General features: G+C 50.4%; 40 protein-coding genes. 7 read left to right on the top strand and 33 right to left on the bottom strand.

Annotated features, from left to right (window positions below):
* Nucleotides 1-41: 41 nt before the first annotated feature.
* From rsmB to mscL, 3 genes are all read left to right on the top strand, one after another.
* Nucleotides 42-1,328 carry a 16S rRNA (cytosine(967)-C(5))-methyltransferase RsmB gene (gene rsmB / locus O1723_RS02210; RefSeq protein ID WP_248191341.1) on the top strand — a complete coding sequence of 429 codons (1,287 nt, stop codon included), beginning with the start codon at nt 42-44 and terminating at the stop codon, nt 1,326-1,328.
* Between the two features lie 22 nt (nt 1,329-1,350).
* On the top strand, nt 1,351-2,727 hold the full coding sequence (gene trkA / locus O1723_RS02205; RefSeq protein ID WP_014885463.1) for a Trk system potassium transporter TrkA: 1,377 nt from the start codon (nt 1,351-1,353) through the stop codon (nt 2,725-2,727).
* 146 nt (nt 2,728-2,873) lie between these two features.
* Nucleotides 2,874-3,284 (top strand): large-conductance mechanosensitive channel protein MscL, encoded by a 411-nt coding sequence (mscL, locus tag O1723_RS02200; RefSeq protein WP_014833515.1) that lies wholly within the window; start codon nt 2,874-2,876, stop codon nt 3,282-3,284.
* Here the strand turns inward: mscL and O1723_RS02195 are convergent, their stop codons facing one another.
* From O1723_RS02195 to O1723_RS02035, 33 genes are all read right to left on the bottom strand, one after another.
* Nucleotides 3,285-3,500: an alternative ribosome-rescue factor A gene (locus O1723_RS02195; protein ID WP_014885464.1), complete on the bottom strand. Its 216-nt coding sequence runs from the start codon at nt 3,498-3,500 to the stop codon at nt 3,285-3,287.
* Between the two features lie 57 nt (nt 3,501-3,557).
* Entirely contained in the window at nt 3,558-3,983 is a 426-nt protein-coding gene (gene zntR / locus O1723_RS02190) for a Zn(2+)-responsive transcriptional regulator (protein ID WP_023337879.1), read from the bottom strand.
* Nucleotides 3,984-3,985: 2 nt separating this feature from the next.
* Nucleotides 3,986-4,354: a DnaJ family domain-containing protein gene (locus O1723_RS02185; protein WP_014885466.1), complete on the bottom strand. Its 369-nt coding sequence runs from the start codon at nt 4,352-4,354 to the stop codon at nt 3,986-3,988.
* Between the two features lie 107 nt (nt 4,355-4,461).
* Nucleotides 4,462-4,845: a 50S ribosomal protein L17 gene (rplQ, locus tag O1723_RS02180; RefSeq protein ID WP_001216368.1), complete on the bottom strand. Its 384-nt coding sequence runs from the start codon at nt 4,843-4,845 to the stop codon at nt 4,462-4,464.
* Nucleotides 4,846-4,885: 40 nt separating this feature from the next.
* On the bottom strand, nt 4,886-5,875 hold the full coding sequence (locus tag O1723_RS02175) for a DNA-directed RNA polymerase subunit alpha (RefSeq protein WP_002919219.1): 990 nt from the start codon (nt 5,873-5,875) through the stop codon (nt 4,886-4,888).
* 25 nt (nt 5,876-5,900) lie between these two features.
* Nucleotides 5,901-6,521 (bottom strand): 30S ribosomal protein S4, encoded by a 621-nt coding sequence (gene rpsD / locus O1723_RS02170; RefSeq protein ID WP_003863314.1) that lies wholly within the window; start codon nt 6,519-6,521, stop codon nt 5,901-5,903.
* 32 nt (nt 6,522-6,553) lie between these two features.
* Nucleotides 6,554-6,943 (bottom strand): 30S ribosomal protein S11, encoded by a 390-nt coding sequence (gene rpsK / locus O1723_RS02165; protein ID WP_003863312.1) that lies wholly within the window; start codon nt 6,941-6,943, stop codon nt 6,554-6,556.
* 16 nt (nt 6,944-6,959) lie between these two features.
* On the bottom strand, nt 6,960-7,316 hold the full coding sequence (rpsM, locus tag O1723_RS02160; protein ID WP_003863308.1) for a 30S ribosomal protein S13: 357 nt from the start codon (nt 7,314-7,316) through the stop codon (nt 6,960-6,962).
* A 146-nt stretch (nt 7,317-7,462) separates the two neighbouring features.
* Nucleotides 7,463-7,579 carry a 50S ribosomal protein L36 gene (gene rpmJ / locus O1723_RS02155; RefSeq protein WP_000868187.1) on the bottom strand — a complete coding sequence of 39 codons (117 nt, stop codon included), beginning with the start codon at nt 7,577-7,579 and terminating at the stop codon, nt 7,463-7,465.
* 31 nt (nt 7,580-7,610) lie between these two features.
* Nucleotides 7,611-8,942 carry a preprotein translocase subunit SecY gene (gene secY / locus O1723_RS02150; RefSeq protein WP_003863305.1) on the bottom strand — a complete coding sequence of 444 codons (1,332 nt, stop codon included), beginning with the start codon at nt 8,940-8,942 and terminating at the stop codon, nt 7,611-7,613.
* 7 nt (nt 8,943-8,949) lie between these two features.
* Nucleotides 8,950-9,384, bottom strand: coding sequence for a 50S ribosomal protein L15 (gene rplO / locus O1723_RS02145; RefSeq protein WP_014885468.1), 435 nt, complete (start codon nt 9,382-9,384; stop codon nt 8,950-8,952).
* Between the two features lie 3 nt (nt 9,385-9,387).
* Nucleotides 9,388-9,567 (bottom strand): 50S ribosomal protein L30, encoded by a 180-nt coding sequence (gene rpmD / locus O1723_RS02140; RefSeq protein WP_003863301.1) that lies wholly within the window; start codon nt 9,565-9,567, stop codon nt 9,388-9,390.
* A gap of 6 nt (nt 9,568-9,573) precedes the next feature.
* Nucleotides 9,574-10,074: a 30S ribosomal protein S5 gene (rpsE, locus tag O1723_RS02135; protein WP_003863299.1), complete on the bottom strand. Its 501-nt coding sequence runs from the start codon at nt 10,072-10,074 to the stop codon at nt 9,574-9,576.
* A 14-nt stretch (nt 10,075-10,088) separates the two neighbouring features.
* Nucleotides 10,089-10,442, bottom strand: a complete 354-nt coding sequence (gene rplR / locus O1723_RS02130) for a 50S ribosomal protein L18 (protein WP_003863297.1) — start codon at nt 10,440-10,442, stop codon at nt 10,089-10,091.
* Nucleotides 10,443-10,451: 9 nt separating this feature from the next.
* Entirely contained in the window at nt 10,452-10,985 is a 534-nt protein-coding gene (rplF, locus tag O1723_RS02125; protein ID WP_003863296.1) for a 50S ribosomal protein L6, read from the bottom strand.
* 12 nt (nt 10,986-10,997) lie between these two features.
* Nucleotides 10,998-11,390 (bottom strand): 30S ribosomal protein S8, encoded by a 393-nt coding sequence (gene rpsH, locus O1723_RS02120; RefSeq protein ID WP_006178918.1) that lies wholly within the window; start codon nt 11,388-11,390, stop codon nt 10,998-11,000.
* Between the two features lie 30 nt (nt 11,391-11,420).
* Complete coding sequence (gene rpsN / locus O1723_RS02115) at nt 11,421-11,726, bottom strand: 30S ribosomal protein S14 (RefSeq protein ID WP_003863291.1); 306 nt, start codon at nt 11,724-11,726, stop codon at nt 11,421-11,423.
* Nucleotides 11,727-11,740: 14 nt separating this feature from the next.
* Complete coding sequence (rplE, locus tag O1723_RS02110; RefSeq protein WP_001096206.1) at nt 11,741-12,280, bottom strand: 50S ribosomal protein L5; 540 nt, start codon at nt 12,278-12,280, stop codon at nt 11,741-11,743.
* A gap of 14 nt (nt 12,281-12,294) precedes the next feature.
* Entirely contained in the window at nt 12,295-12,609 is a 315-nt protein-coding gene (gene rplX, locus O1723_RS02105; protein ID WP_003863287.1) for a 50S ribosomal protein L24, read from the bottom strand.
* A 10-nt stretch (nt 12,610-12,619) separates the two neighbouring features.
* Nucleotides 12,620-12,991, bottom strand: a complete 372-nt coding sequence (gene rplN / locus O1723_RS02100; RefSeq protein ID WP_002919748.1) for a 50S ribosomal protein L14 — start codon at nt 12,989-12,991, stop codon at nt 12,620-12,622.
* Nucleotides 12,992-13,157: 166 nt separating this feature from the next.
* On the bottom strand, nt 13,158-13,412 hold the full coding sequence (gene rpsQ / locus O1723_RS02095; RefSeq protein WP_008503489.1) for a 30S ribosomal protein S17: 255 nt from the start codon (nt 13,410-13,412) through the stop codon (nt 13,158-13,160).
* Nucleotides 13,412-13,603 (bottom strand): 50S ribosomal protein L29, encoded by a 192-nt coding sequence (gene rpmC / locus O1723_RS02090; RefSeq protein ID WP_003863282.1) that lies wholly within the window; start codon nt 13,601-13,603, stop codon nt 13,412-13,414. The genes rpsQ and rpmC overlap by 1 nt, the downstream gene beginning before the upstream one ends.
* The gene (gene rplP / locus O1723_RS02085; protein ID WP_002919759.1) at nt 13,603-14,013 is read right to left on the bottom strand and encodes a 50S ribosomal protein L16; all 411 of its coding nucleotides are present in this window, start codon (nt 14,011-14,013) and stop codon (nt 13,603-13,605) included. The genes rpmC and rplP overlap by 1 nt, the downstream gene beginning before the upstream one ends.
* A 12-nt stretch (nt 14,014-14,025) precedes the next feature.
* On the bottom strand, nt 14,026-14,727 hold the full coding sequence (rpsC, locus tag O1723_RS02080) for a 30S ribosomal protein S3 (RefSeq protein WP_000529945.1): 702 nt from the start codon (nt 14,725-14,727) through the stop codon (nt 14,026-14,028).
* A gap of 17 nt (nt 14,728-14,744) precedes the next feature.
* Nucleotides 14,745-15,077: a 50S ribosomal protein L22 gene (rplV, locus tag O1723_RS02075; protein WP_002919773.1), complete on the bottom strand. Its 333-nt coding sequence runs from the start codon at nt 15,075-15,077 to the stop codon at nt 14,745-14,747.
* 14 nt (nt 15,078-15,091) lie between these two features.
* The gene (gene rpsS / locus O1723_RS02070) at nt 15,092-15,370 is read right to left on the bottom strand and encodes a 30S ribosomal protein S19 (protein ID WP_001138117.1); all 279 of its coding nucleotides are present in this window, start codon (nt 15,368-15,370) and stop codon (nt 15,092-15,094) included.
* A gap of 16 nt (nt 15,371-15,386) precedes the next feature.
* Entirely contained in the window at nt 15,387-16,208 is an 822-nt protein-coding gene (gene rplB, locus O1723_RS02065; protein WP_000301859.1) for a 50S ribosomal protein L2, read from the bottom strand.
* 17 nt (nt 16,209-16,225) lie between these two features.
* Nucleotides 16,226-16,528, bottom strand: a complete 303-nt coding sequence (gene rplW / locus O1723_RS02060) for a 50S ribosomal protein L23 (protein ID WP_000617546.1) — start codon at nt 16,526-16,528, stop codon at nt 16,226-16,228.
* Complete coding sequence (gene rplD / locus O1723_RS02055) at nt 16,525-17,130, bottom strand: 50S ribosomal protein L4 (RefSeq protein WP_000424395.1); 606 nt, start codon at nt 17,128-17,130, stop codon at nt 16,525-16,527. The genes rplW and rplD overlap by 4 nt, the downstream gene beginning before the upstream one ends.
* A 10-nt stretch (nt 17,131-17,140) precedes the next feature.
* Entirely contained in the window at nt 17,141-17,770 is a 630-nt protein-coding gene (gene rplC / locus O1723_RS02050) for a 50S ribosomal protein L3 (RefSeq protein ID WP_003863274.1), read from the bottom strand.
* A gap of 32 nt (nt 17,771-17,802) precedes the next feature.
* A complete protein-coding gene (gene rpsJ, locus O1723_RS02045; protein WP_001181005.1) occupies nt 17,803-18,114 on the bottom strand; it encodes a 30S ribosomal protein S10 in 312 nt (103 codons plus the stop codon).
* A 247-nt stretch (nt 18,115-18,361) separates the two neighbouring features.
* Nucleotides 18,362-18,727 (bottom strand): hypothetical protein, encoded by a 366-nt coding sequence (locus O1723_RS02040; protein WP_023337880.1) that lies wholly within the window; start codon nt 18,725-18,727, stop codon nt 18,362-18,364.
* A complete protein-coding gene (locus tag O1723_RS02035; protein WP_023337881.1) occupies nt 18,724-20,199 on the bottom strand; it encodes a peptidoglycan-binding domain-containing protein in 1,476 nt (491 codons plus the stop codon). Before O1723_RS02035 ends, O1723_RS02040 begins: the two co-directional genes overlap by 4 nt.
* 147 nt (nt 20,200-20,346) lie before the next feature.
* Between O1723_RS02035 and gspC the strand changes: the two genes are divergently transcribed.
* Genes gspC through gspF form a run of 4 tightly spaced genes read left to right on the top strand, consistent with a single transcriptional unit; the run spans nt 20,347 to nt 25,816 of the window.
* Nucleotides 20,347-21,162, top strand: coding sequence for a type II secretion system protein GspC (gene gspC, locus O1723_RS02030; protein ID WP_023337882.1), 816 nt, complete (start codon nt 20,347-20,349; stop codon nt 21,160-21,162).
* Complete coding sequence (gspD, locus tag O1723_RS02025; RefSeq protein ID WP_023337883.1) at nt 21,163-23,148, top strand: type II secretion system secretin GspD; 1,986 nt, start codon at nt 21,163-21,165, stop codon at nt 23,146-23,148.
* Entirely contained in the window at nt 23,145-24,620 is a 1,476-nt protein-coding gene (gene gspE, locus O1723_RS02020; protein WP_023338825.1) for a type II secretion system ATPase GspE, read from the top strand. Before gspD ends, gspE begins: the two co-directional genes overlap by 4 nt.
* The gene (gspF, locus tag O1723_RS02015) at nt 24,617-25,816 is read left to right on the top strand and encodes a type II secretion system inner membrane protein GspF (RefSeq protein ID WP_023337885.1); all 1,200 of its coding nucleotides are present in this window, start codon (nt 24,617-24,619) and stop codon (nt 25,814-25,816) included. The genes gspE and gspF overlap by 4 nt, the downstream gene beginning before the upstream one ends.
* The last annotated feature ends 2 nt before the right edge of the window (nt 25,817-25,818 follow it).

Below are 25,818 nucleotides of genomic sequence, written 5' to 3'. Positions count from 1 at the left end.
GCTTAAAGCCCGGTGTTCCGGGCATTTTTATTTTTACGGTTATGAAAAAACAAAATCTTCGCAGTATGGCGGCGCAGGCCGTTGAGCAGGTCATCGAGCAGGGTCAGTCATTGAGTAATGTCCTGCCTCCCCTGCAACAAAAAGTATCTGATAAAGACAAAGCCCTGCTTCAGGAGCTCTGTTTTGGCGTCCTGCGCACTCTCTCTCAACTTGAGTGGCTCATTAATAAGCTGATGTCACGCCCAATGACCGGCAAACAGCGCACCATACATTATTTGATTATGGTGGGTTTTTATCAGCTTCTTCATACCCGAATCCCCCCTCATGCCGCACTGGCTGAGACGGTGGAAGGTGCCGTTGCGATTAAACGTCCTCAGTTGAAAGGGTTGATCAACGGTGTACTGCGTCAGTTCCAGCGACAGCAGGAAGAGCTGCTGGCTGAATTTACGCAAAGCGAAACACGTTACCTGCATCCGGACTGGCTTCTGAATCGCCTTAAAAAGGCGTATCCACAACAATGGCAAAACATTGCCGAAGCCAATAATCAACGTCCACCGATGTGGCTGCGCGTTAACCGGAATCATCATACCCGCGATGCCTGGCTGAGCTTGCTCGAAGAGGCCGGAATGAGTGGATTCACACATGATGCCTATCCTGACGCCGTGCGTTTAGCTTCCCCTGCACCGGTACATGCTTTACCCGGTTTTGATGAAGGCTGGGTGACTGTACAGGATGCCTCTGCTCAGGGTTGTATGACTTTCCTTGAGCCGAAAAATGGCGAGCAGATCCTCGATTTGTGCGCAGCACCAGGCGGAAAAACAACGCACATTCTGGAAGTGGCTCCGCAGGCCAGCGTGATGGCAGTCGATGTTGATGAGCAGCGTCTTTCACGCGTCTACGATAACCTTAAGCGTCTGGGTATGAAGGCACAGGTTAAGCAGGGCGATGGACGCAAACCCGCAGAATGGTGTGGTGAAACACAATTCGATCGTATTTTGCTGGATGCCCCTTGCTCTGCAACCGGTGTTATTCGCCGTCACCCCGATATCAAGTGGCTGCGCCGCGATCGTGATATCAAGGAACTTGCCCAACTGCAATCGGATATTCTTGACGCCATCTGGCCGCATCTAAAACCTGGTGGAACGCTGGTCTACGCGACCTGCTCCGTGCTGCCGGAAGAAAACAGCCAGCAAATCGCGGCCTTCCTTAAACGCACTCTGGACGCTACGCTGCGTGATACGGGAACACCTGAAAACCCGGGTCAGCAGAACCTGCCGGGTGCGGAAGAGGGTGATGGCTTCTTTTACGCTAAGCTAATCAAAGAGTGATGTTGAAAACAGGTCACAAGATATGAAGATTATCATTCTGGGCGCAGGACAGGTTGGTGGAACGCTGGCAGAAAACCTGGTTGGCGAAAACAATGACATCACTATTGTTGATACCAACGGAGATCGTCTGCGCGTATTGCAGGACAAATTTGACCTTCGCGTTGTGCAGGGTCACGGTTCGCATCCGCGCGTTCTGCGCGAGGCTGGCGCTGACGATGCCGACATGCTGGTTGCGGTCACCAGTTCTGATGAAACCAATATGGTGGCTTGTCAGGTGGCCTATTCGCTTTTCAACACACCAAACCGAATCGCACGTATCCGCTCTCCGGACTATGTTCGCGATGCCGAGAAACTGTTTAATTCAGAAGCGGTTCCAATCGATCATCTCATCGCGCCTGAACAACTGGTTATCGACAATATCTATCGCCTAATCGAATATCCAGGGGCACTGCAGGTGGTGAACTTTGCCGAAGGGAAAGTCAGTCTGGCTGTAGTTAAGGCTTATTACGGTGGGCCATTGATTGGCAACGCGTTGTCCACCATGCGCGAACATATGCCCCATATTGATACGCGCGTCGCCGCTATTTTCCGTCACGACAGACCTATCCGCCCGCAAGGCTCTACCATTGTCGAAGCTGGCGATGAGGTCTTCTTTATTGCTGCCTCTCAGCATATCCGTGCGGTGATGAGTGAGCTACAGCGTCTCGAAAAGCCTTATAAACGTATTATGCTGGTCGGCGGCGGCAATATCGGCGCGGGTCTCGCGCGCAGGCTGGAAAAAGACTATAGCGTGAAATTGATCGAGCGCGATCAACAGCGGGCTTCTGAACTGGCGGAGAAGTTGCAAAATACGATCGTATTTTATGGCGATGCGTCGGATCAGGAGCTGCTGGCAGAAGAACATATTGATCAAGTAGATCTTTTTATTGCCGTCACTAATGATGACGAGGCGAATATTATGTCTGCCATGCTCGCCAAGCGTATGGGGGCAAAGAAGGTCATGGTGCTTATCCAGCGTAAGGCTTATGTTGATCTCGTTCAGGGCAGCGTTATTGATATTGCCATTTCACCGCAGCAGGCAACGATTTCGGCCCTGCTTAGCCATGTACGTAAAGCGGACATTGTCGGTGTTTCATCACTCCGCCGAGGTGTGGCTGAAGCCATTGAAGCGGTGGCGCATGGTGATGAAACCACGTCACGCGTTGTGGGCCGCGCCATCGACGAAATTAAATTGCCGCCAGGCACCATAATCGGCGCTGTCGTGCGTGGGAATGATGTCATGATCGCCAATGATAATTTGCGTATTGAACAAGGCGATCACGTAATTATGTTCCTTACCGATAAAAAGTTTATTACCGACGTCGAACGTTTATTCCAGCCAAGTCCCTTCTTCCTTTAATGAGTCGGGTGCTCGCATACGAGCACCCACGCTTTAACCTCTTAATTCCTGTGCCTTTTATTTTTCATAACGTTTAATTATCCCGAATGGCAAATAGCTAATCATTTGTTAAACTTATAGTCGTCAGCTGGCACAAGGAGAACATAATGAGTTTTATTAAAGAATTTCGCGAATTTGCGATGCGCGGGAACGTGGTTGATTTGGCAGTGGGTGTCATTATTGGTGCGGCATTCGGCAAGATTGTTTCATCATTAGTTGCAGATATCATCATGCCACCTTTAGGGTTGCTCATCGGGGGCATTGATTTCAAACAATTTGCCTTCACGCTGCGTGAAGCGCAGGGGGATATCCCGGCAGTAGTGATGCATTATGGCGTATTTATTCAGAACGTATTTGATTTCGTGATTGTGGCGTTTGCTATTTTCATGGCTATCAAGCTGATCAACAGACTCAACCGTAAAAAAGAAGAGCCAGCAGCTGCGCCAGCACCAACGAAAGAAGAAGTCTTGCTGACTGAAATCCGCGATCTGTTAAAAGAGCAGAACAACCGCGTTTAATCAGCAAATTAAAGCAGGAAGGCCAGTGGTAAATAAGCGATTCGCTTGCTTGCCACTGGCCTCCCAGTTACCCCGTTTTGCATGTTTGTTTTTACGCAGATAACTTCCCTTCCCTTTTTTATTCTTTTCAACACGCTGTCGAAAAAGCGGGTCGTGAAGTAAGGCCTCAATGGCATTGTCTTTAATTTGTCCCTTCGTATGCTGATAGTGGCTCATCTTTTCTCCTGAGCATGATTTATGACGACGGAAGTCTAGACCCGGGTGGATTAAAAATCAACATCCCCGCGTTTCTCCACTGGCCCCCTGTTCAAGGGCTTCAAGAATTGAACAATAAATACTGCTATGGGCCGTTCCACAGCAGGCATCATTCAGCCTTTGCAGAGAACGTTGCATGGTTTGCAGCTCCTGAATACGGGCTTCAACTTCATCAAGCCGGGCCTGCACGATGCTTTTTGATTCCTGGCAGGTATAACGTTCAGGATCGATGCGGATCGATAATAACTCGCGGATCGAGTCCAGCGTGAATCCAAGCTGTCGCGCATAGCGTATAAATCTTAAACGCTGTAGATCGTTATCGGTATAAAGCCGAAATCCGCCTTCTGTGCGTACTTCATGATCGATCATCTGCTGCTTTTCGTAATATCGGATAGTATCCGGCGTTACGTTCGCGAGCTTTGCAAGTTCACCGATACGGTACATCGCTACTCCTCGTTTATTTTCTGCATCAATCTTTCACTGTATTCGCCATGCAGAAATTCAGTACTCAACCCGGCCTGACGTAACTTGAGCTCGACAAGGGCAAGCCTGCGGCTAAGTTCAGTATGTCGTGGATCGTCCCGGCGAATACCTTTTAGCAAATCGATAAGTTCAACGGCCTCTCTGCGCTGCTCAAGCTCAGGAGGAAGACAGCCGGCGTTTTTTAGTAAACGGTATCCGGCCCGCAGTTCAGGCGCAATATGCGAATCATCTTCCAGCACAAGAGGTTCGCCGCTTCCGGGGAGATCGTCGAAATCACCTTTATTTTGGGCATCGCGAATATGGCGTTCTGCCCACTGGTCAAGCAACCACATCGTCAGCTCCAGGGGATGAACAGAATTAATACTGACATTGTAGAGAAGTGGGGATACTGCGGATATAAAAAAACCCGCCGAGGCGGGTTTTTTTACGTTACTGCAGATTACTCTGCAGCAGCTTCTGCTTTCTCTGAACGATCAACCAGCTCGATGTAAGCCATCGGCGCGTTGTCGCCTGCACGGAAACCACACTTCAGAATGCGAGTGTAACCACCGGCACGGCTCGCGAAACGCGGGCCCAGTTCGTTAAACAGTTTTGCCACGATCTCGTTATCACGAGTGCGGGCGAATGCCAGACGACGATTAGCAACGCTGTCAGTCTTGGCAAGAGTAATCAGCGGCTCAACTACGCGACGCAGCTCTTTCGCTTTAGGCAGGGTCGTCTTGATGATTTCATGACGAACCAGTGAACCTGCCATGTTGCGGAACATAGCCTGGCGATGGCTGCTGTTGCGGTTCAGTTGACGACCACTCTTACGATGGCGCATGACCTTATCCTTCTCAGTAAAACCTTAACCTGTGATCCGGTTACTCGTCAGCAATGCTTGCTGGTGGCCAGTTTTCCAGGCGCATGCCCAGAGACAAACCACGTGAAGCCAGCACGTCTTTAATCTCGGTAAGAGATTTTTTACCCAGGTTCGGCGTTTTCAGCAACTCAACCTCGGTACGCTGTACCAGATCACCGATATAGTGGATAGCTTCTGCCTTGAGGCAGTTAGCAGAGCGGACAGTCAATTCGAGATCGTCAACAGGGCGCAGCAGGATCGGATCGAATTCTGGTTTCTCTTCTTTCACTTCCGGCTGACGAACATCACGTAAGTCAACGAAAGCTTCCAGTTGTTCTGCCAGGATGGTTGCCGCACGACGAATCGCCTCTTCAGGATCGATTGTGCCGTTGGTTTCCATTTCGATGACCAGCTTGTCCAGGTCGGTACGCTGTTCTACACGCGCTGCTTCAACATTGTAGGCAATACGCTCTACAGGGCTGTAGCATGCGTCGACCAGCAGACGGCCGATTGGGCGCTCATCTTCTTCCGAATGAATTCGGGCAGAAGCCGGCACATAACCACGACCGCGCTGAACTTTGATACGCATGCTAATAGCTGCGTTCTCATCGGTCAGGTGGCAGATCACGTGCTGCGGCTTGACGATTTCAACATCACCGTCGTGGGTGATGTCGGCTGCAGTCACAGGGCCAATGCCAGATTTATTCAGAGTAAGAATAACTTCATCTTTACCCTGAACTCTCACCGCCAGCCCTTTCAGGTTGAGCAGGATTTCAAGGATATCTTCCTGAACGCCTTCTTTGGTGCTGTACTCATGAAGTACACCATCAATCTCAACCTCGGTCACCGCGCAACCCGGCATCGATGAGAGCAGAATACGGCGCAGTGCGTTACCCAGAGTATGGCCAAAGCCACGCTCTAAAGGCTCAAGGGTCACCTTGGCGTGCGTCGAACTCACTTGCTCGATATCTACCAGGCGCGGTTTTAGAAACTCTGTCACAGAACCCTGCATTGTGTCCTCTCTTTGGTACTAAGCTTTACTTGGAGTAAAGCTCGACGATCAGGTGTTCGTTAATGTCCGCAGACAGATCAGAACGTTCCGGCTGACGCTTGAACGTACCTTCCATCTTGCCAGCATCAACTTCCAGCCAGGTTGGCTTTTCACGCTGCTCAGCCAGCTCCAGAGCGGCCTTCACGCGAGATTGCTTTTTCGCTTTCTCACGAATGCTAACAACGTCATTCGCTTTAACCTGATAAGAAGCGATGTTAACAACACGACCGTTTACCATGATTGCTTTGTGGCTAACCAACTGGCGTGATTCAGCACGAGTCGCGCCGAAGCCCATACGGTAAACAACGTTGTCCAGACGACCTTCCAGCAGAGCCAGCAGGTTTTCACCTGTGTTGCCTTTCAGACGTGCTGCTTCTTTATAGTAGTTACGGAACTGACGCTCCAGCACACCGTAGATACGGCGAACTTTTTGCTTTTCACGCAACTGCACACCATAGTCAGACAGACGCGGTTTACGCGCACCGTGCTGGCCAGGAGCTTGTTCAATTTTACACTTGGTATCGATCGCGCGAACGCCAGACTTAAGGAATAAGTCGGTGCCCTCACGACGGCTCAGCTTGAGCTTAGGACCCAAATATCTTGCCATTTTCTATCTCCAACTAACCTAAAAAACGAGCGTTATACGCGACGTTTTTTCGGCGGACGACAACCGTTATGAGGGATCGGAGTCACATCAGTAATATTCGTGATGCGGAAACCAGCGGCGTTCAGAGCGCGAACAGTAGATTCACGACCCGGACCCGGACCTTTAACCATAACTTCCAGATTCTTGATGCCGTATTCTTTTACGGCTTCAGCGCAACGCTCTGCTGCAACCTGAGCTGCGAACGGAGTGGATTTGCGAGAACCACGGAAACCGGAACCACCGGCTGTTGCCCAACCCAAAGCGTTACCCTGACGATCAGTAATAGTAACGATGGTGTTGTTGAAAGAAGCATGGATATGAGCCACGCCGTCAGAGACTTGTTTTCTTACACGTTTACGTGCACGAACTGGTGCCTTTGCCATTATTCAATCACCCCGATTATTTCTTGATCGGTTTGCGCGGACCCTTACGGGTACGTGCGTTGGTCTTAGTACGCTGACCGCGCACTGGCAGACCACGACGATGACGCAAACCGCGATAGCAACCAAGATCCATCAGGCGCTTGATGCTCATGCTGATTTCACGGCGCAGATCACCTTCAACGACAAATTTGGCAACTTCGTCACGCAGCGTGTCGATTTGTTCTTCAGACAGCTCACTGATCTTAACATCTTCAGCGATACCCGCTGCAGCCAGAATGGCTTTAGAACGGGTCTTGCCGACGCCGTAGATCGAAGTTAATGCGATCACAGCATGTTTCTGATCAGGAATGTTAATGCCTGCTATACGGGCCACTATGCACTCCTACTATTTAATATGTACGCACCATGCTGAAAAGCCCGTTTTCAGGATACTCAAATGGAAACGTACAGACATACAAAAGATTGGCTGGCTAATCTAGCCAGCTCAACCCAACTTTGCAAGAAAAATATGCGAAATAATCAGCCTTGGCGCTGTTTATGCTTCGGCTCGGCACTGCAAATCACACGGATGACACCATCACGCTTAACGATTTTGCAGTTACGGCATAATTTCTTGACGGAAGCACGAACTTTCATTTTTACTCTCCGTAACTTCTCAGGCGACCAATTAGCGGCCGTAGCCTTTCAGGTTCGCCTTCTTCAATGCAGACTCATACTGACTGGACATCATCAGAGTTTGCACTTGAGCCATAAAGTCCATAATCACGACAACAACGATAAGCAGTGAGGTCCCACCGAAGTAGAACGGTACTTTCATTGCATCACGCATGAACTCCGGGATCAGGCAGATAAAAGTAATATAAAGCGCACCAACCAAAGTCAGGCGGGTCATTACTTTATCGATATACTTCGCCGTTTGCTCTCCCGGACGAATTCCTGGTACAAATGCACCGGACTTCTTCAGGTTATCTGCTGTTTCACGCGGGTTGAAGACCAACGCCGTGTAGAAGAAACAGAAGAAGATGATCGCAGACGCATAGAGTAACACATAAAGTGGTTGCCCAGGCTGCAAATACAGCGAAATTGTTGTCAGCCAGTTCCAACCAGTACCGCCCCCGAACCATGACGCGATGGTTGCCGGGAACAGAATAATACTGGAAGCGAAGATTGCCGGGATTACCCCCGCCATATTCACTTTCAGCGGTAAATGTGTGCTCTGTGCAGCATAGACACGACGACCTTGCTGACGTTTCGCGTAGTTCACCACAATGCGGCGTTGACCACGTTCAACGAAGACAACAAAGAACGTCACTGCAAATACTAATACTGCAACCAACAGCAACAGGAGGAAGTGCAGGTCGCCTTGACGCGCTTGCTCGATAGTGTGGGCGATGGCTGGCGGAAGACCCGCAACAATACCGGCGAAGATAATGATTGAGATACCGTTACCGATACCACGCTCAGTAATCTGTTCGCCGAGCCACATCAGGAACATCGTCCCTGTGACCAGACTAACAACAGCGGTGAAATAGAATGCAAAGCCTGGGTTTAATACCAGGCCCTGCATACCAGGCATATTCGGCAGACCGGTAGCAATACCGATCGACTGGAATATTGCCAGCACCAGAGTACCGTAACGGGTGTACTGACTAATCTTACGACGTCCAGACTCCCCTTCTTTCTTCAATTCTGCCAGGGCCGGATGAACGACCGTCAGCAGCTGGATAATAATCGATGCCGAAATATACGGCATGATACCCAGAGCGAAGATAGAAGCACGGCTGAGAGCACCACCAGAGAACATGTTGAACATTTCAATGATGGTGCCTCGCTGTTGCTCAAGCAGTTTGGCAAGTACAGCGGCATCGATACCAGGGATCGGAATAAAAGAGCCAATACGGAACACAATCAGCGCGCCGATAACAAACAGCAGTCTGCGTTTCAGCTCGCCAAATCCACCTTTGGCACTTTGAAAATCTAATCCCGGTTGCTTAGCCATCTGCTACTTATTCCTCAATTTTACCGCCAGCAGCTTCGATAGCAGCACGAGCACCTTTAGTAACACGCAGGCCACGAACAGTTACCGGAGTAGAAACTTCACCAGACAGGATCACTTTCGCGAACTCGATCTGAATACCGATAATGTTTGCTGCTTTCAGCGTGTTCAGGTCTACAACGCCGCCTTCAACTTTCGCCAGGTCAGACAGACGGATTTCCGCTGTGATCGCTGCTTTGCGAGAGGTGAAGCCGAACTTCGGCAGACGACGGTACAGTGGCATCTGGCCACCCTCGAAACCGCGACGTACGCCACCGCCAGAACGAGAGTTCTGACCTTTGTGACCACGACCACCGGTTTTGCCGAGGCCAGAACCGATACCACGACCCAGGCGTTTACCCGCCTTTTTAGAGCCTTCGGCCGGAGACAGAGTATTTAAACGCATCTCTTACTCCTCAACTTTAACCATGAAGTAAACCGCGTTGACCATACCACGAACAGCAGGAGTATCCTCGCGCTCAACGGTATGACCAATACGACGCAGACCCAGGCCAAGCAGCGTTGCCTTGTGTTTCGGCAGACGACCGATTGCACTGCGGGTTTGAGTGATTTTAATAGTCTTTGCCATGGTCAATTACCCCAGAATTTCTTCAACGGATTTACCACGCTTGGCAGCGACCATTTCTGGAGAATTCATATTTTCCAGGCCATCAATAGTTGCACGAACCACGTTAATCGGGTTGGTGGAACCATATGCTTTGGCCAGAACGTTATGAACCCCAGCAACTTCCAGAACGGCGCGCATTGCACCACCGGCGATGATACCGGTACCTTCTGAAGCTGGCTGCATGAATACACGAGAACCCGTGTGAACACCTTTAACAGGGTGTTGCAGGGTGCCGTTGTTCAGCGCGACGTTAATCATATTGCGACGGGCTTTTTCCATCGCTTTCTGGATCGCTGCTGGAACTTCACGCGCTTTACCGTAACCAAAACCAACGCGACCGTTACCATCGCCTACTACAGTCAGAGCTGTGAAGGAGAAAATACGACCACCTTTAACGGTTTTAGATACGCGGTTTACCGCGATCAGCTTTTCCTGCAGTTCGCCAGCCTGTTTTTCGATGTGAGCCATCTTACACCTCTACCTTAGAACTGAAGGCCAGCTTCACGGGCAGCATCTGCCAGTGCCTGGACACGACCATGATATTGGAACCCGGAACGGTCAAAGGAAACATTGCTGATGCCTTTTTCCAGAGCGCGTTCAGCAACAGCTTTACCTACAGCTGCAGCGGCGTCTTTGTTACCGGTGTACTTCAATTGTTCTGAGATAGCTTTTTCTACAGTAGAAGCAGCTACCAGAACTTCAGAACCGTTCGGTGCAATTACCTGTGCGTAAATATGACGCGGGGTACGATGTACCACCAGGCGAGTTGCACCCAGCTCTTTGAGCTTGCGGCGTGCGCGGGTCGCACGACGGATACGAGCAGATTTCTTATCCATAGTGTTACCTTACTTCTTCTTAGCCTCTTTGGTACGCACGACTTCGTCGGCGTAACGAACACCCTTGCCTTTGTAAGGCTCAGGACGACGGTAGGCGCGCAGATCTGCTGCAACCTGACCGATCAGCTGTTTATCAGCGCCTTTCAGCACGATTTCAGTTTGAGTCGGACATTCTGCAGTGATACCGGCCGGCAGCGGATGCTCAACAGGGTGTGAGAAGCCCAGAGACAGGCCTACTGCATTCCCTTTGATCGCTGCACGATAACCTACACCAACCAGCTGAAGCTTTTTAGTGAAGCCTTCGGTAACACCAACAACCATTGAGTTCAGCAGGGCACGCGCGGTACCAGCCTGAGCCCATCCATCCACGAAACCATCACGTGGACCGAAGGTCAGAGCGTTATCTGCATGTTTAACTTCAACAGCTTTGTTGAGGGTACGAGTCAGCTCGCCGTTTTTACCTTTGATCGTAATAACCTGACCGTCGATTTTAACATCAACGCCGGCAGGAATGACGACCGGTGCTTTAGCAACACGAGACATTCTTTCCTCCGATTAGGCTACGTAGCAGATAATTTCGCCACCAAGACCAGCCTGGCGCGCTGCACGATCAGTCATAACACCTTTAGAGGTAGAAACAACTGCGATACCAAGACCAGCCATAACTTTTGGCAGCTCATCTTTTTTCTTATAGATGCGCAGGCCTGGGCGGCTGACACGCTGAATGCTTTCTACAACAGCTTTACCCTGGAAATACTTGAGAGTAAGTTCCAGTTCCGGCTTGGTGTCGCCTTCAACTTTAAAATCTTCGATAAAACCTTCTTCCTTCAGCACGTTGGCAATTGCCACTTTCAGCTTGGCGGAAGGCATGGTGACCGCAACTTTGTTCGCGGCCTGACCGTTACGGATACGGGTCAGCATATCCGCGATCGGATCTTGCATGCTCATCTGTCTTTACTCCCGTGATTCAATTGGTAATTACCAGCTAGCCTTTTTCAAGCCTGGCACTTCACCGCGCATGGCGGCTTCACGCAGTTTGATACGGCTCAACCCAAACTTGCCCACATAACCATGTGGACGACCTGTTTGACGACAGCGGTTACGCTGACGAGACGGGCTGGAATCACGCGGCAGAGACTGCAGCTTGAGAACCGCATTCCAACGATCTTCGTCGGAAGCGTTCACATCAGAAATGATCGCTTTCAGTTCAGCGCGTTTAGCGAAGAATTTATCAGCTAAAGCTACGCGCTTTACTTCGCGTGCTTTCATTGATTGCTTAGCCATTCAGTAACCCTACCTTACTTGCGGAACGGGAAGTCAAAGGCAGCCAGCAGAGCACGGCCTTCTTCGTCAGATTTCGCAGTAGTGGTAATGGTAATATCCAAACCACGCACGCGGTCGACTTTATCGTAGTCGATTTCTGGGAAGATGATCTGCTCACGGACACCCATGCTGTAGTTACCACGACCGTCGAAAGACTTAGCGGACAAGCCACGGAAGTCACGGATACGTGGAACAGCAATAGTGATCAGGCGCTCAAAGAACTCCCACATGCGTTCGCCACGCAGAGTTACTTTACAGCCGATCGGATAGCCCTGACGGATTTTGAAGCCTGCAACAGATTTGCGTGCTTTGGTGATCAGCGGTTTTTGACCGGAGATTGCTGTCAGGTCAGCTGCTGCGTTATCCAGCAGTTTCTTGTCAGCGATCGCTTCACCAACACCCATGTTCAGGGTGATCTTCTCGACCCGAGGGACTTGCATGACAGAATTGTAGTTAAACTCAGTCATGAGTTTGTTAACTACTTCGTCTTTGTAGTAATCATGCAGTTTCGCCATCGTACTACTCCAAATTACTTGATAGTTTCGCTGTTAGACTTGAAGAAACGGACTTTTTTGCCGTCTTCGAATCTAAAGCCTACACGGTCAGCCTTGCCGGTAGCCGCATTGAAGATTGCAACGTTAGAAACCTGAATAGCAGCTTCTTTTTCAACGATGCCACCTGGTTGGTTCAGGGCCGGAACCGGCTTCTGATGTTTCTTAACCAGGTTGATACCTTCAACGACGAGTTTGCCGGAAGACAGAACATTTTTTACTTTACCGCGTTTACCTTTATCTTTACCGGTTAACACGATAACTTCGTCATCACGACGGATTTTCGCTGCCATGATTCGCTCCTTAGAGTACTTCTGGTGCCAGAGAGATAATTTTCATGAACTTCTCAGTACGAAGTTCACGAGTTACCGGCCCAAAGATACGCGTGCCGATAGGCTGCTCGCTGTTATTGTTCAAAATAACGCATGCATTACCATCGAAGCGAATGACAGAACCGTCAGGGCGACGAACACCCTTCTTGGTGCGCACCACTACCGCTTTCAGCACATCACCTTTTTTGACCTTACCACGTGGAATTGCTTCTTTGATGGTGATCTTGATGATGTCGCCTACGCCTGCGTAGCGACGGTGCGAGCCACCCAGAACCTTGATACACATTACGCGACGTGCACCGGAGTTGTCGGCGACGTTCAGCATAGTCTGTTCTTGGATCATTTTAGTGCTCCGCTAATGTCAACTACTACCTGAGACTCTAAAATCAGAGCCGTTAAAAAGCCCCATATCGAGGGCGCGGCATTATAACACCGCTTCTGCAATATGGGTAGAAAAAATAAACGGCTCATCGCTGAGCCGTTTATTCGTATTGAGAATGCGTACTGTATTACAGAACCGCTTTCTCTACAACGCGAACCAGCGTCCAGGACTTAGTCTTGGACAGTGGACGGCATTCACGGATTTCAACCTTGTCGCCGATACCACATTCGTTGTTCTCGTCATGTACGTGCAGTTTGGTCGTACGCTTGATGAATTTACCGTAGATCGGGTGTTTCACAATACGTTCGATAGCTACAACAATGGATTTCTCCATTTTGTCGCTAACAACACGACCTTGCAGAGTACGGATTTTATCGGTCATTACGCACCCGCCTTCTGAGTCAGTAAAGTCTTAACGCGTGCAACATTGCGACGCACTTGCTTCAGCAGGTGAGTCTGTTGCAGCTGGCCACTTGCAGCCTGCATACGCAGGTTGAACTGCTCACGCAGCAGGTTCAGCAGCTCAGCGTTCAGCTCTTCAACGCTTTTTTCACGCAGCTCTTTTGCTTTCATTACATCACCGTCTTAGTTACAAAGGTGGTTTTGATAGGCAGTTTCGCTGCTGCCAGGCCGAAGGCTTCACGGGCCAGCTCTTCCGGAACACCGTCCATTTCATAAAGGACTTTGCCCGGTTGGATCAAGGCAACCCAGTACTCCACGTTACCTTTACCTTTACCCATACGAACTTCCAGCGGCTTCTCGGTGATCGGTTTGTCCGGGAATACACGGATCCAGATCTTACCTTGACGCTTAACTGCACGGGTCATTGCACGACGTGCTGCTTCGATCTGACGTGCAGTCAGACGACCACGGCCAACAGCTTTCAGACCGAAAGTGCCGAAGCTAACATCCGTACCCTGCGCCAGACCACGGTTGCGGCCTTTGTGCACTTTACGGAATTTTGTACGCTTTGGTTGTAACATCAGCGACGCTCCTTATTTACGGCCTTTACGCTGCTGCTTTTTAGGTTGAGCAGCCGGTTTTTCCGGTTGTTCAACAGCAGCCATACCACCCAGGATCTCACCTTTGAAGATCCATACCTTAACGCCGATTACACCGTAAGTGGTGTGCGCTTCAGAGGTGTTGTAGTCGATGTCAGCACGCAGAGTGTGCAGCGGTACGCGACCTTCACGGTACCATTCGGTACGTGCGATTTCCGCGCCGCCCAGACGGCCGCTAACTTCAACTTTGATACCCTTAGCGCCCAGACGCATTGCGTTCTGTACAGCACGCTTCATAGCACGACGGAACATAACACGACGTTCCAGCTGAGAAGTGATGCTGTCAGCAACCAATTTAGCGTCCAGTTCAGGCTTACGAACTTCAGCGATATTGATCTGTGCAGGAACGCCAGCGATATCCGCTACGACCTTGCGCAGTTTTTCTACGTCTTCGCCTTTCTTACCGATAACGATGCCAGGACGAGCAGTGTGAATAGTCACACGGATGCTCTTAGCTGGACGCTCGATAACGATACGAGATACAGACGCTTTAGCCAGTTCCTTAGTCAGGTACTGACGTACTTTAAAATCGCTGTCCAGGTTGTCAGCGAATTCTTTGGTGTTCGCAAACCAGGTAGAGTTCCATGGTTTTACAATACCCAGGCGAATACCATTAGGATGTACTTTCTGACCCATTGCTAGTCTCCAGAGTCTCAGCGATCGGACACAACCACAGTAATGTGGCTGGTGCGCTTCAGGATGCGATCTGCACGACCTTTCGCACGCGGCATAATGCGCTTCATGCTTGGGCCTTCATCTACGAAAATTTTCGCGACTTTCAGATCGTCGATGTCAGCGCCATCGTTGTGTTCAGCGTTAGCAATGGCAGATTCCAGTACTTTCTTGACCAATACCGCAGCTTTCTTGTTGGTATAGGTCAGGATGTCCAGGGCCTGCGACACTTTCTTACCGCGAATCAGGTCAGCAACAAGGCGAACCTTCTGTGCAGAAGAACGAGCATGGCGATGTTGAGCTAAAGTTTCCATCTCTTCCTCCTACCTTATTTCTTCTTCGCTTTTTTATCAGCAGCGTGGCCGCGATAAGTACGAGTCGGTGCGAATTCACCCAGTTTGTGACCAACCATTTCGTCGGTAACAAAGACTGGAACGTGCTGACGACCATTATGGACAGCGATGGTCAAACCGATCATGTTAGGAAAGATCGTTGAACGACGGGACCAAGTGCGCAGGGGCTTCTTGTCTCCGCTTTCCACCGCTTTCTCTACCTTCTTCAGCAAGTGCAGGTCAATAAAAGGACCTTTCTTGAGAGAACGTGGCATGGCTTATCCTCTAAAATTATTTGCTACGGCGACGTACGATAAATTTATCAGTACGCTTGTTGCTGCGGGTCTTCTTACCTTTGGTCTGAACGCCCCACGGAGTTACCGGGTGCTTACCAAAGTTACGACCTTCACCACCACCATGTGGGTGGTCGACTGGGTTCATCGCAGTACCGCGAACGGTAGGACGAACACCACGCCAGCGTGCAGCACCTGCTTTACCCAGAACGCGCAGCATATGCTCAGCATTGCCAACTTCGCCCAGAGTAGCGCGGCAGTCTGCTTCGACTTTACGCATTTCACCAGAACGCAGACGCAGGGTGACATAAGCACCGTCGCGCGCAACGATCTGAACGTAAGTACCCGCGGAACGCGCCAGCTGACCGCCTTTACCTGGTTTCATTTCTACGTTATGAACGGTAGAACCAACCGGGATATTGCGCATCGGCAGGGTGTTACCTGCTTTGATTGCAGCATCAACGCCAGACTGAATCTGGTCGCCAGCTTTCAGGCCTTTAGGGGCCAGGATGTAACGGCGTTCGCCATCTTTGTACAGAACCAGCGCGATGTTCGCGGAACGGTTCGGATCGTACTCAAGACGTTCAACAACTGCTGGGATACCGTCTTTGTTGCGTTTGAAGTCAACAATACGATAAGCCTGCTTGTGGCCACCACCGATGTGACGAGTGGTGATACGGCCATTGTTGTTACGACCACCGGATTTGCTGTTTTTTTCCAGCAACGGAGCAAAAGGTTTGCCCTTGTGCAGCTCAGGGTTAACCACTTTAACTACGTGGCGACGACCCGGAGATGTCGGTTTACATTTAACAACTGCCATTGTATTACTCCTCCGACTTACTCAGCGCCGCCAACGAAGTCCAGGTTCTGGCCTTCTTTCAGGGTGACGTAAGCTTTTTTCCAGTCGCTACGACGACCGATACGCTGTCCGTGACGTTTAACTTTCCCTTTAACAACCAGGGTGTTAACGACTTCAACTTCGACTTCAAACAGTTTCTGCACAGCAGCTTTGATCTCTGCTTTGGTCGCGTCTTTAGCAACTTTGAGAACGATGGTGTTTGTTTTTTCCATCGCAGTAGACGCTTTTTCAGAAACGTGCGGTGCGCGAAGCACCTTCAGCAGACGTTCTTCACGAATCATGCCAGCATCTCCTCAACTTGCTTAACAGCATCAGCAGTCATTACGACTTTGTCGAAGGCGATCAGGCTAACCGGGTCGATACCAGTCGCATCGCGTACGTCAACCTTGTGCAGGTTACGTGCGGCCAGGAACAGGTTCTCGTCCAGCTCACCGGTGATGATCAGCACATCTTCCAGAGCCATGTCTTTCAGTTTCTGAGCCAGCAGCTTAGTTTTAGGCGCTTCTACAGAGAACTTCTCGACAACGATCAGACGATCCTGACGTACCAGTTCGGACAGGATGCTTTTCAGCGCGCCGCGGTACATCTTTTTGTTAACTTTTTGACTGTGGTCCTGTGGACGCGCAGCGAAGGTCACGCCACCTGAACGCCAGATCGGGCTCTTGATAGAACCTGAACGCGCACGGCCGGTACCTTTCTGGCGCCATGGCTTTTTGCCAGAACCAGTTACTTCAGCACGAGTCTTCTGAGCACGAGTACCCTGACGAGCACCAGCTGCATAAGCAACAACAACCTGGTGAACCAGCGCTTCGTTGAAATCACGACCGAAGGTAGTTTCGGAAACAGTCAGCGCGCTCTGCGCGTCTTTCAATACTAATTCCATTGCTATCCCCTTACGCCTTCACAGCTGGTTTAACGATCAGGTCGCTACCGGTTGCACCCGGGACCGCACCTTTAACCAGCAGCAGGTTGCGCTCAGCGTCAACACGTACTACGTCCAGGCTCTGAACGGTTACACGTTCGTTACCCAGCTGACCTGCCATTTTCTTGCCTTTGAACACTTTGCCCGGAGTCTGGTTCTGACCGATAGAACCCGGAACGCGGTGAGACAAGGAGTTACCGTGGGTAGCGTCCTGGGTACGGAAGTTCCAGCGCTTAACGGTACCAGCAAAACCTTTACCTTTAGAGGTACCGGTTACGTCAACTTTTTTAACGTCAGCAAACAGCTCAACGCTAATGTCCTGACCTACGGTGAACTCTTCGCCTTCAGCAAGACGGAATTCCCACAGACCACGGCCAGCTTCTACGCCAGCTTTAGCGAAGTGACCCGCTTCTGGTTTGGTTACACGGTTAGCTTTTTTAGCACCAGTGGTAACCTGAATAGCGCGGTAGCCATCGTTAGCCAGATCTTTAACCTGAGTAACGCGGTTTGCTTCAACTTCGATTACGGTTACTGGGATAGAAACGCCATCTTCAGTGAAGATGCGGGTCATACCCACTTTTTTACCGACTAAACCAATCATTGTTTCAACCTCTCAATCGCTCGATGACCTGATTAACCCAGGCTGATCTGCACGTCTACACCGGCAGCCAGATCCAGACGCATCAGAGCATCAACGGTTTTCTCAGTTGGCTCAACGATGTCAACCAGACGCTTGTGAGTGCGGATTTCGTACTGATCACGCGCGTCTTTGTTAACGTGCGGAGAGATCAGAACGGTAAAGCGCTCTTTGCGGGTCGGCAGCGGGATCGGACCACGGACTTGCGCACCAGTGCGCTTAGCAGTCTCGACGATTTCCGCGGTTGATTGATCGATCAGACGATGATCAAACGCTTTAAGGCGGATACGGATTCTTTGGTTCTGCATGAGACCAGAGCTCCAATTATTTTATAAACGAAAATGATTACTCCTCAAACCCATTACGATTGATGGGAGAGTGTAACCGTTCTTACGTAGCTCCCCAATTGGGAGCATTGTTGAGTAACAAAATGCGCTACCCAGGTTCATATCGAACCAGCCGTCAATTACGACAAGCCCGCGCATTATACGTATTTACAGGCTTAATGCAAGTCGACTGTGTCGATAATAACCAACCTTTTGCAAGACACGTACACTACTGGTCAATATCTGCTATCGCCTGCTTAACACGCGCTTCAAGATCGCCCTTTTCTCCGGCAGCAACCGGATGCTCAGCGTCGCTTTCCTCCGACACACTAACATCCGTCTCTTCCACCGGCACCGGCAAGGGACGCTTCTTATAGATATAGTGCTCCTCAGAAAGCCGATAATGCTGAGGCTCTGGTGATGAAGACGCGTGCAGAGCAATCCCGCGGTACAGGTAATACCCGACCATCGCGCAACCCACACTATATAAAAGCCAGGACAATGCGATGCATATCCCCGCCCAAAGCGGGCGCGGCATATCTGGCCGGACAAAGCGTACTTTGGACTGCAAAGAGGTTTCCGTTTGCTCGCTCATATCGTCCCTCTTTCCTGAATCAACGTTGGACTTTCACCCAGGGCTTGCCATAGCCTGATAAGTGACAACTGTCCCATCACACCATCGACTTTAATCTTATTTTGCGCCTGAAACTGGCGAACCTTCTCAGTTAGCAGCGAACTCCATTCTCCCGTCCCTTCCGCCTCGACATTCAGCACGCGGCTCAGCATCGTATCAAGCCAGACAATGTCATCGGTGCTACTCTTCTTTGTTATGCTTGCGTTGCCGTCGGGCGATGGCTTCCACATTCGCGTCACATTCCCTGTCCAGACATGGCTGAACCATGCCTTATCAAGGATCCATGTTTGATTTCCTGACAGCACGGTAAGCGTGTTCTCTCCTCCCCCGATCACGACGACAGGGAAACTGGCGCTATCAACTTCCAGGGTGGCGACCCAGGGAAGTCCGTCAGACAACAGTGTTTCAAGCGTTTCGGTGCCGGAAAGGCAGGCCATCCCGCCCCGGTATGCCTGATCGCACCAGGCTTCCCCTTTGTCTACCTCATACCCCCAGACGCTAAACAGTAAACTGAGCGATTCATTGGTAGACATCGTCTCTGCCATCAGTCGCGCATGAGTTGAGACAGGTCTTGAGAATTCTACAGGAAGCAACGTTGTGAGCGGTGGCAGCCACTGGGAAAGAGGCCTGGCGAAGTATGCGCCACCACCACCACATAGCACCGTTAACACCAACAGCAGCAACCAGGTTAAGCCCTGACGGCCCGGTGCGGGCAGGTAACGCAGCGCCTCACGCTGAAGAGAAGCGTCAATAATGGAGGCGGCGTGTTCCTCCTCCTCCATCTTATTACGGCGAATAACCCCTCCCAGTCGCGCGGCAAGATGAAGATTGCCATCGCAACGTCTCATGCATCGTCTGATAAATTGTTCCGGAAGAGTGTTGGTTGTCTCAGGGCCAATGCCTGCATGAGAGGAGATCACCTTGCGGTAATCTTTACTGTCCGGCGCGGGTATCTCAAACCATACCGGCTGTAATACCCGTAACTCGCGCTGCTGACGACGGTTGAATATCCCTGTAAGTAGCAATCGGGCTTGCGGCATCATGGTCATAAACGCCAGAATCGTTGAAACAAGCCCCCTGGAGATTCGGTGTCCATCTTCCAGGACAAACAGCGGCATACTGCCGTGTGTCACGGTCCCCGCGCTGTACAGCTCCTCCCAGAGCTTCTCAACAGGGAATATTTTTCCCGCCAGACTGTTATCCGTCTGCGAATCCGCAATAATCACCCACTCCCACAGGTAACCTTTTCGGTTCAAAGGGCTGATGGTGAGCGCGCGATAAGGCCACGCGCTAATCACCCCTTGCGCAAGCACACTTTTTCCTGACCCTTTACCGCCCTGTAATATTAGCCATTGTTCCTGAATTAACGTGGAAAACATGCTGTCCCGAATCAGACAATGCCGCGTAGTATAAAAAGTATTTAGCTCATCCATGAATAGCCGCATTACCTCGAAAATTATTCTATTCCTAAAATAGGGATATATATTGCATATGACTTGCTGCGTGCCAATGACTGATTATATTATGACGGACTTAAACAAGAAACACGTTCACTCTTAGTCATTCTTAAAAGTGATTTCATGGCAACCATCTCTCCCTTAGTGAAAAATGCGTTATCGTATCGCACCCTGAGCCTTATGATTATATTGACTAGCGCTATGGGTATCTTTATTTTCATTTACTCAGCATATATACAGTGGGGTAATAACAAAGCGTCGCTGATTAATGAGGATATCATCACGCCATTGAATAATTTTAATGAAAAATATAAATGGAATTTATCATCGTCAGTCAATAATCGCATTGACGCGCCCCCATTAGTGAGTGGCAACGTAGATACTCTGTCCCATATCCATTTAAGCGGTATTATTCATAGTTCGGATAAATTATCGTCCCGGGCCATTCTGCAGGAAGGGGGGGAACAGAATGTCTATTCTATTGATGATGTGCTTAAATCATCCAACAGCACGCGCATCATTGATATCACTAAGAACCAGGTGTTTTTCTCCTCAGGCGGAAACACCGCGCAGCTTACGCTGCTTACCGAACTGACGCCACCTGCCGCAACGCCAGAAAAAGTGAACGAGCAGCCGGCACCAACAGATGTCACATTGTCAGATTTTATTGAAGCGATTCCTGTCGTTGATAAAAATGTCTTGCTAGGATTGCGCCTTTTACCTCGCGGTAATACAGAATTATTTTCACGGACAGCCATTGCACCTGGTGACATTGCTATTCAGCTTAACAATATGTCTTTAACGCAACAGGCGAATTTAACCCAGGCGCAGGAGGCACTTAGACATCTGCAGACGGCTCAGATTACCCTCTTGCGAAATGCATCACCAAAACTAATTAATGTTGCCGTTCAACAATTCCAGGACGGTCAGGATAAATAAATGGATGGAACCTCCGCAAGCCAGCGACTGAAAGCGCTTTCGCTGTTTTTTTTGCTCATCGCCACCGCTAAGCCCGGATATTCAGCTGATTACACGGCGAATTTTAACGGTGCGGACATTCAAACGTTTGTCAACATCGTGGGACAAAACATGGGGAAAACGATTCTGATTGATCCCGATGTTAAAGCATCCATTTCCGTCAGAAGCGTAGATACCTTTAATAAAGAGGAATACTATCAATTTTTCCTCAGCGTGCTCGACCTTTATGGCTTTTCACTTATTACTCTTGATAATGGCCTGCTGAAAGTCGTGCGTTCAGAAACCGTGAAAAATCTTCCAGGAAAGCTTACCAGTAACACGCAGCCCGGCAAGGGTGATGAACTGGTGACACGTATTGTTTCTCTGGAAAATGTTCCAGCGCGATCGCTGTCTCCTCTGCTTCGTCAAATGCTCGATGGCGGTAATGTCGGTAACGTCTCGCATTATGAGCCCTCTAATGCGCTGGTCATTACCGGCAAAGCATCAACCGTCAATCGCATGCTGGAAGTCATTAAACGTGTCGATGTCATGGGTGACGAGCAAGAGCAAATTATCCCGCTGAAATATGCTTCCGCTGTCGATCTTGCCGATGTCCTTAACACGCTGTCGCGTGAGAACGCAAAAGAGGCACAACCTGCGACACTCCAGACGCACATCGTTGCCGATAAAAGAAGCAATGCGCTGATTATCAGAGGCTCAGAACGCGCCCGCGCAAGAATTGCTGAGTTGGTAAAACGTCTTGATACCCAGGAGCAAGGGCAAGGAAACACGCGGGTATGGTACCTGAAATATGCCAAAGCGGATAAGCTTGTTGACGTTTTAACCGGTGTCACGCAAAAACTGAAAGATGGCAAAAGTGGCACAACCAATACGGCAACCAGCAGCAGCCGCGATATCTCTATTACTGCAGATGAACAAACCAACTCACTGGTTGTGACCGCCGATCAGGGTATTCTCCAGCAACTCGATGAGGTTATCGCTAAGCTGGATATTCGTCGTGCACAGGTTCTGGTGGAAGCGATTATCGTTGAAGTTCAGGACGGTAAAGGTCTGAACCTGGGTGTGCAGTGGGCCCAGAAAAACGTTGGTGGACAACAGTTTACCAAAACTGGCCTGCCAATCTTTAACGCGGCACAGGGCGTGGGTGAATTCAAAGCAAACGGAGGGATCACCAGCGATAACCCAGCTTACAACCTCTTCAGTAATTATAACGGCCTTGCGGCAGGTTTTTTCAACGGCGACTGGGGGGTGCTCCTCACAGCACTCAATACCGACAACAAAAACGACATCCTGTCTACGCCCAGCATCGTTACGCTTGATAATAAAGAAGCAGCCTTCAACGTCGGGCAGGATGTGCCCGTACTTTCCGGTTCCCAGACGACCTCCGGCGATAATATTTACAATACCGTCGAGCGTAAGACGGTGGGGACCAAGTTAAAAGTCACCCCGCAGATTAACGAGGGTGATTCTGTTCTGATGGAGATCGAGCAAGAGGTTTCCAGCGTCGACACATCGACAAGCTCTTCCTCGCTCGGCCCAACCTTCAACACCCGAACAATACAGAATGCCGTCCTGGTGAAAAGTGGCGAAACCGTTGTGCTTGGCGGTTTAATGGATGACGCCAGTAAGCAAGAAGTTTCAAAAGTTCCCCTACTGGGCGATATCCCTTTGGTGGGACAGCTTTTCCGCTACACATCCAATGAGAAAAGCAAACGTAACCTGATGGTCTTTATCCGCCCGACCATTATCAGAGACGATGAGGTCTATCGTTCACTCTCACGTGAGAAATACACCAATTTCAAAGATCTGCAAAAAGAGAGACGAGAAAAACAAAGTGAAACACTGATTAACGTCGACAACATCAAAGAGCTTGAAGATCGGGCTTTTAATAATGCACCGGCAACACCGGACGCCAAAAATCCGTTCAGGGAAGGTCGAACGGAATGAGTCAGCACGCATGGAAAAAAGCGCAGCGCTATGGCATTGCCTTACAAGGAGAGACTCTCTTCTACTCGACAGATGCCACACTTGAGCATCTGCTCGAGTTCGCATCCGTTGCGCCAGAGTGCACCTGTTTTACCCGGCTCCCCCCGCAGCAGTTTGCCGAAAAGCTAGAACTTATTTACCAACAGAACAGCGGGTCAGCCCAGTTAATTGCCGAAGATATTAATAACTCGGACGATCTCAATACTCTCTCTGAAGAGATCCCAACGAATGAAGATCTGCTGAACGAGCAGTCGGACGCGCCGGTTATCAGGCTTATTAATGCCGTGCTCAGCGAAGCAATTAAAGAACACGCCTCAGATATTCATATTGAAGTGTTTGAAAAAGCGATGAGTATCCGCTTCCGGGTTGATGGCATCTTGCGCCCGGTGGTTCAGCCGAATAAAAAACTGGCGGCCTTACTCATCTCACGTATCAAAATCATGGCCAAACTGGATATTGCCGAAAAAAGGCTGCCGCAGGATGGACGCATTACCTTAAAAATTGGTCAGCGAAATGTGGATGTCCGTGTGTCGACGCTCCCGTCGCAGCATGGCGAACGTGTTGTTCTGCGTCTGTTGGATAAAAGTAGTCTGCGCTTATCCATCGATAAACTGGATATGTCAGCGGCAGACACACACAGTCTGAAGAATCTGCTTGCCCTTCCCCACGGTATTATTCTGGTCACGGGGCCAACGGGCTCCGGGAAAAGCACCACGCTCTACGCCATTCTCTCCGCGCTAAATAGCCCCGAACGCAATGTGCTTACGGTAGAGGACCCAATTGAATACGAACTGGAAGGTATCGGACAAACCCAGGTTAATAGCCGCGTAGATATGTCATTTTCCCGCGGACTACGCGCTATTTTACGTCAGGATCCTGATGTCGTCATGGTAGGAGAAATTCGCGATAACGAAACCGCTCAAATTGCGGTTCAGGCTTCTTTGACCGGGCATCTGGTGCTTTCCACTCTCCACACTAATAGCGCGTGCGGTGCCGTAACGCGATTACGGGATATGGGCGTTGAGCCGTTCCTTCTCTCTTCCTCGCTCGTGGGGGTGATTGCCCAACGTCTGGTCAGACGGCTATGCCCCCACTGTAAAACGACTCACGCCGTGCGGCCTCAGGAGCAACAGCTCCTGCAAGCACATGGGATTAATGCATCTCATCTCTGGCAAGCAAAGGGTTGCACCGCTTGCAGACAAAGCGGCTATCAGGGGCGCATGGCTATCCATGAACTGCTGCTCGCCACACCAGAACTGCGTGACGCTATTCACAATGAGCGCCATGAAAGGCAGCTGGAAGAGATCCAGCGTCGTCATCACCTCAGCCTGTTGGCAAACGGTCTTCGCGTAGCGGCAGAAGGGATGACCTCACTTGAAGAAATTCTGCGGGTGACCTCTGAAGGTCAGACTCCAGCGGATGGGCACCAATGAAATTTCACTGGACGGCGACGGACGCGCGGGGAAACCGCCATACGGGGCTGAGTGAGGCCGCGAGTGAAAGAGAGATGGTTGCGCAGTTGCGTAGCCAGGGGTTATTACCGCAAACGCTAAAACGGCAGCGACCCAAGGTTGCCCTCAGGGCTTTTTCGACACGAATCAGCCACAGCGAATTAACGCTTTTTACGCGTCAGCTGGCGACGCTGATCGCCGCGGCGCTGCCGCTGGATGAAGCGCTCGCCGTTGTTCAACAGCAAAAAGAAAATAAAAAACTGGCCGACGTCATCACTTCTCTGCATCTCGCCGTTCTGGAGGGACAGCCCCTCTCTGTGGCCATGCAAGCCCACCCTCGTCTGTTTGATACGGTCTTTTGCACCCTGGTAAAAGCGGGAGAGACGGTCGGCCAGCTGGGCACCGTTCTTGAAAGGCTGGCCGAATATAATGAAGCACGTCAGCAAATGCGCAGCAAACTCACACAGGCGTTGATTTACCCTGCCCTGCTCACCACGGTCGCCATTCTGGTGGTTATCATTTTGCTTACCACGGTGGTACCGAAGGTCGCCGCGCAGTTCACTCATCTTAAGCACGAGCTACCGCTTTCCACCCGAACGTTACTGGCTATTAGTCACTTTCTGTCGACATACGGTCCCTGGATCGCACTGACGCTGATCTGTGGTGGAACGCTATTCTCTTTCTGGCTGAAGCGCGGGAAAAACCGGGATCATTTTCATCGCTGGCTCATCGCGTTTCGCATTACCTCCCCGCTGGTCTGCGCGATCAATAGCGCCCGTTATCTGCGCGCCCTGAGTATTCTCAATCGCAGCGGTATTCCACTCCTGGAAGGGATGTCGCTCTCAGCAGAAGGTGTGGGCAACCGTGAAATTGGACAGCGGCTCAGCGACGCAGCAGAAAGTGTGCGCCAGGGAAATAGCATCAGCCAGTCCCTGAAGCAGACGCAAATATTTCCCCCCATGATGATTTACATGATTGCTTCCGGAGAAAAAAGCGGTCAGCTCGGGGAACTCATGCAGCGTGCGACAAATAACCAGGAGGTGCAGCTGCAAAACCGCATTTCGCTGACCCTGGCAATTTTTGAACCGGCGCTAATTGTTGTCATGGCAGCGATCGTTTTGTTTATCGTTGTCTCGATCATGCAGCCCATCTTACAACTCAACTCATTGATGAATTAAGG

This window comes from Enterobacter cloacae complex sp. HYC080_NIDB (genome assembly GCF_056673325.1).
This window is presented reverse-complemented; position numbering and strand designations above follow the sequence as displayed.

Coding starts and splice junctions, on each gene's coding strand:
- rsmB (WP_248191341.1), top strand. CDS start 42: ATGAAAAAACAAAATCTTCGCAGTATGGCGGCGCAGGCCGTTGAGCAG.
- trkA (WP_014885463.1), top strand. CDS start 1,351: ATGAAGATTATCATTCTGGGCGCAGGACAGGTTGGTGGAACGCTGGCA.
- mscL (WP_014833515.1), top strand. CDS start 2,874: ATGAGTTTTATTAAAGAATTTCGCGAATTTGCGATGCGCGGGAACGTG.
- O1723_RS02195 (WP_014885464.1), bottom strand. CDS start 3,500: ATGAGCCACTATCAGCATACGAAGGGACAAATTAAAGACAATGCCATT.
- zntR (WP_023337879.1), bottom strand. CDS start 3,983: ATGTACCGTATCGGTGAACTTGCAAAGCTCGCGAACGTAACGCCGGAT.
- O1723_RS02185 (WP_014885466.1), bottom strand. CDS start 4,354: ATGTGGTTGCTTGACCAGTGGGCAGAACGCCATATTCGCGATGCCCAA.
- rplQ (WP_001216368.1), bottom strand. CDS start 4,845: ATGCGCCATCGTAAGAGTGGTCGTCAACTGAACCGCAACAGCAGCCAT.
- O1723_RS02175 (WP_002919219.1), bottom strand. CDS start 5,875: ATGCAGGGTTCTGTGACAGAGTTTCTAAAACCGCGCCTGGTAGATATC.
- rpsD (WP_003863314.1), bottom strand. CDS start 6,521: ATGGCAAGATATTTGGGTCCTAAGCTCAAGCTGAGCCGTCGTGAGGGC.
- rpsK (WP_003863312.1), bottom strand. CDS start 6,943: ATGGCAAAGGCACCAGTTCGTGCACGTAAACGTGTAAGAAAACAAGTC.
- rpmJ (WP_000868187.1), bottom strand. CDS start 7,579: ATGAAAGTTCGTGCTTCCGTCAAGAAATTATGCCGTAACTGCAAAATC.
- secY (WP_003863305.1), bottom strand. CDS start 8,942: ATGGCTAAGCAACCGGGATTAGATTTTCAAAGTGCCAAAGGTGGATTT.
- rplO (WP_014885468.1), bottom strand. CDS start 9,384: ATGCGTTTAAATACTCTGTCTCCGGCCGAAGGCTCTAAAAAGGCGGGT.
- rpmD (WP_003863301.1), bottom strand. CDS start 9,567: ATGGCAAAGACTATTAAAATCACTCAAACCCGCAGTGCAATCGGTCGT.
- rpsE (WP_003863299.1), bottom strand. CDS start 10,074: ATGGCTCACATCGAAAAACAGGCTGGCGAACTGCAGGAAAAGCTGATC.
- rplR (WP_003863297.1), bottom strand. CDS start 10,442: ATGGATAAGAAATCTGCTCGTATCCGTCGTGCGACCCGCGCACGCCGC.
- rplF (WP_003863296.1), bottom strand. CDS start 10,985: ATGTCTCGTGTTGCTAAAGCACCGGTCGTCATTCCTGCCGGCGTTGAT.
- rpsH (WP_006178918.1), bottom strand. CDS start 11,390: ATGAGCATGCAAGATCCGATCGCGGATATGCTGACCCGTATCCGTAAC.
- rpsN (WP_003863291.1), bottom strand. CDS start 11,726: ATGGCTAAGCAATCAATGAAAGCACGCGAAGTAAAGCGCGTAGCTTTA.
- rplE (WP_001096206.1), bottom strand. CDS start 12,280: ATGGCGAAACTGCATGATTACTACAAAGACGAAGTAGTTAACAAACTC.
- rplX (WP_003863287.1), bottom strand. CDS start 12,609: ATGGCAGCGAAAATCCGTCGTGATGACGAAGTTATCGTGTTAACCGGT.
- rplN (WP_002919748.1), bottom strand. CDS start 12,991: ATGATCCAAGAACAGACTATGCTGAACGTCGCCGACAACTCCGGTGCA.
- rpsQ (WP_008503489.1), bottom strand. CDS start 13,412: ATGACCGATAAAATCCGTACTCTGCAAGGTCGTGTTGTTAGCGACAAA.
- rpmC (WP_003863282.1), bottom strand. CDS start 13,603: ATGAAAGCAAAAGAGCTGCGTGAAAAAAGCGTTGAAGAGCTGAACGCT.
- rplP (WP_002919759.1), bottom strand. CDS start 14,013: ATGTTACAACCAAAGCGTACAAAATTCCGTAAAGTGCACAAAGGCCGC.
- rpsC (WP_000529945.1), bottom strand. CDS start 14,727: ATGGGTCAGAAAGTACATCCTAATGGTATTCGCCTGGGTATTGTAAAA.
- rplV (WP_002919773.1), bottom strand. CDS start 15,077: ATGGAAACTTTAGCTCAACATCGCCATGCTCGTTCTTCTGCACAGAAG.
- rpsS (WP_001138117.1), bottom strand. CDS start 15,370: ATGCCACGTTCTCTCAAGAAAGGTCCTTTTATTGACCTGCACTTGCTG.
- rplB (WP_000301859.1), bottom strand. CDS start 16,208: ATGGCAGTTGTTAAATGTAAACCGACATCTCCGGGTCGTCGCCACGTA.
- rplW (WP_000617546.1), bottom strand. CDS start 16,528: ATGATTCGTGAAGAACGTCTGCTGAAGGTGCTTCGCGCACCGCACGTT.
- rplD (WP_000424395.1), bottom strand. CDS start 17,130: ATGGAATTAGTATTGAAAGACGCGCAGAGCGCGCTGACTGTTTCCGAA.
- rplC (WP_003863274.1), bottom strand. CDS start 17,770: ATGATTGGTTTAGTCGGTAAAAAAGTGGGTATGACCCGCATCTTCACT.
- rpsJ (WP_001181005.1), bottom strand. CDS start 18,114: ATGCAGAACCAAAGAATCCGTATCCGCCTTAAAGCGTTTGATCATCGT.
- O1723_RS02040 (WP_023337880.1), bottom strand. CDS start 18,727: ATGAGCGAGCAAACGGAAACCTCTTTGCAGTCCAAAGTACGCTTTGTC.
- O1723_RS02035 (WP_023337881.1), bottom strand. CDS start 20,199: ATGGATGAGCTAAATACTTTTTATACTACGCGGCATTGTCTGATTCGG.
- gspC (WP_023337882.1), top strand. CDS start 20,347: ATGGCAACCATCTCTCCCTTAGTGAAAAATGCGTTATCGTATCGCACC.
- gspD (WP_023337883.1), top strand. CDS start 21,163: ATGGATGGAACCTCCGCAAGCCAGCGACTGAAAGCGCTTTCGCTGTTT.
- gspE (WP_023338825.1), top strand. CDS start 23,145: ATGAGTCAGCACGCATGGAAAAAAGCGCAGCGCTATGGCATTGCCTTA.
- gspF (WP_023337885.1), top strand. CDS start 24,617: ATGAAATTTCACTGGACGGCGACGGACGCGCGGGGAAACCGCCATACG.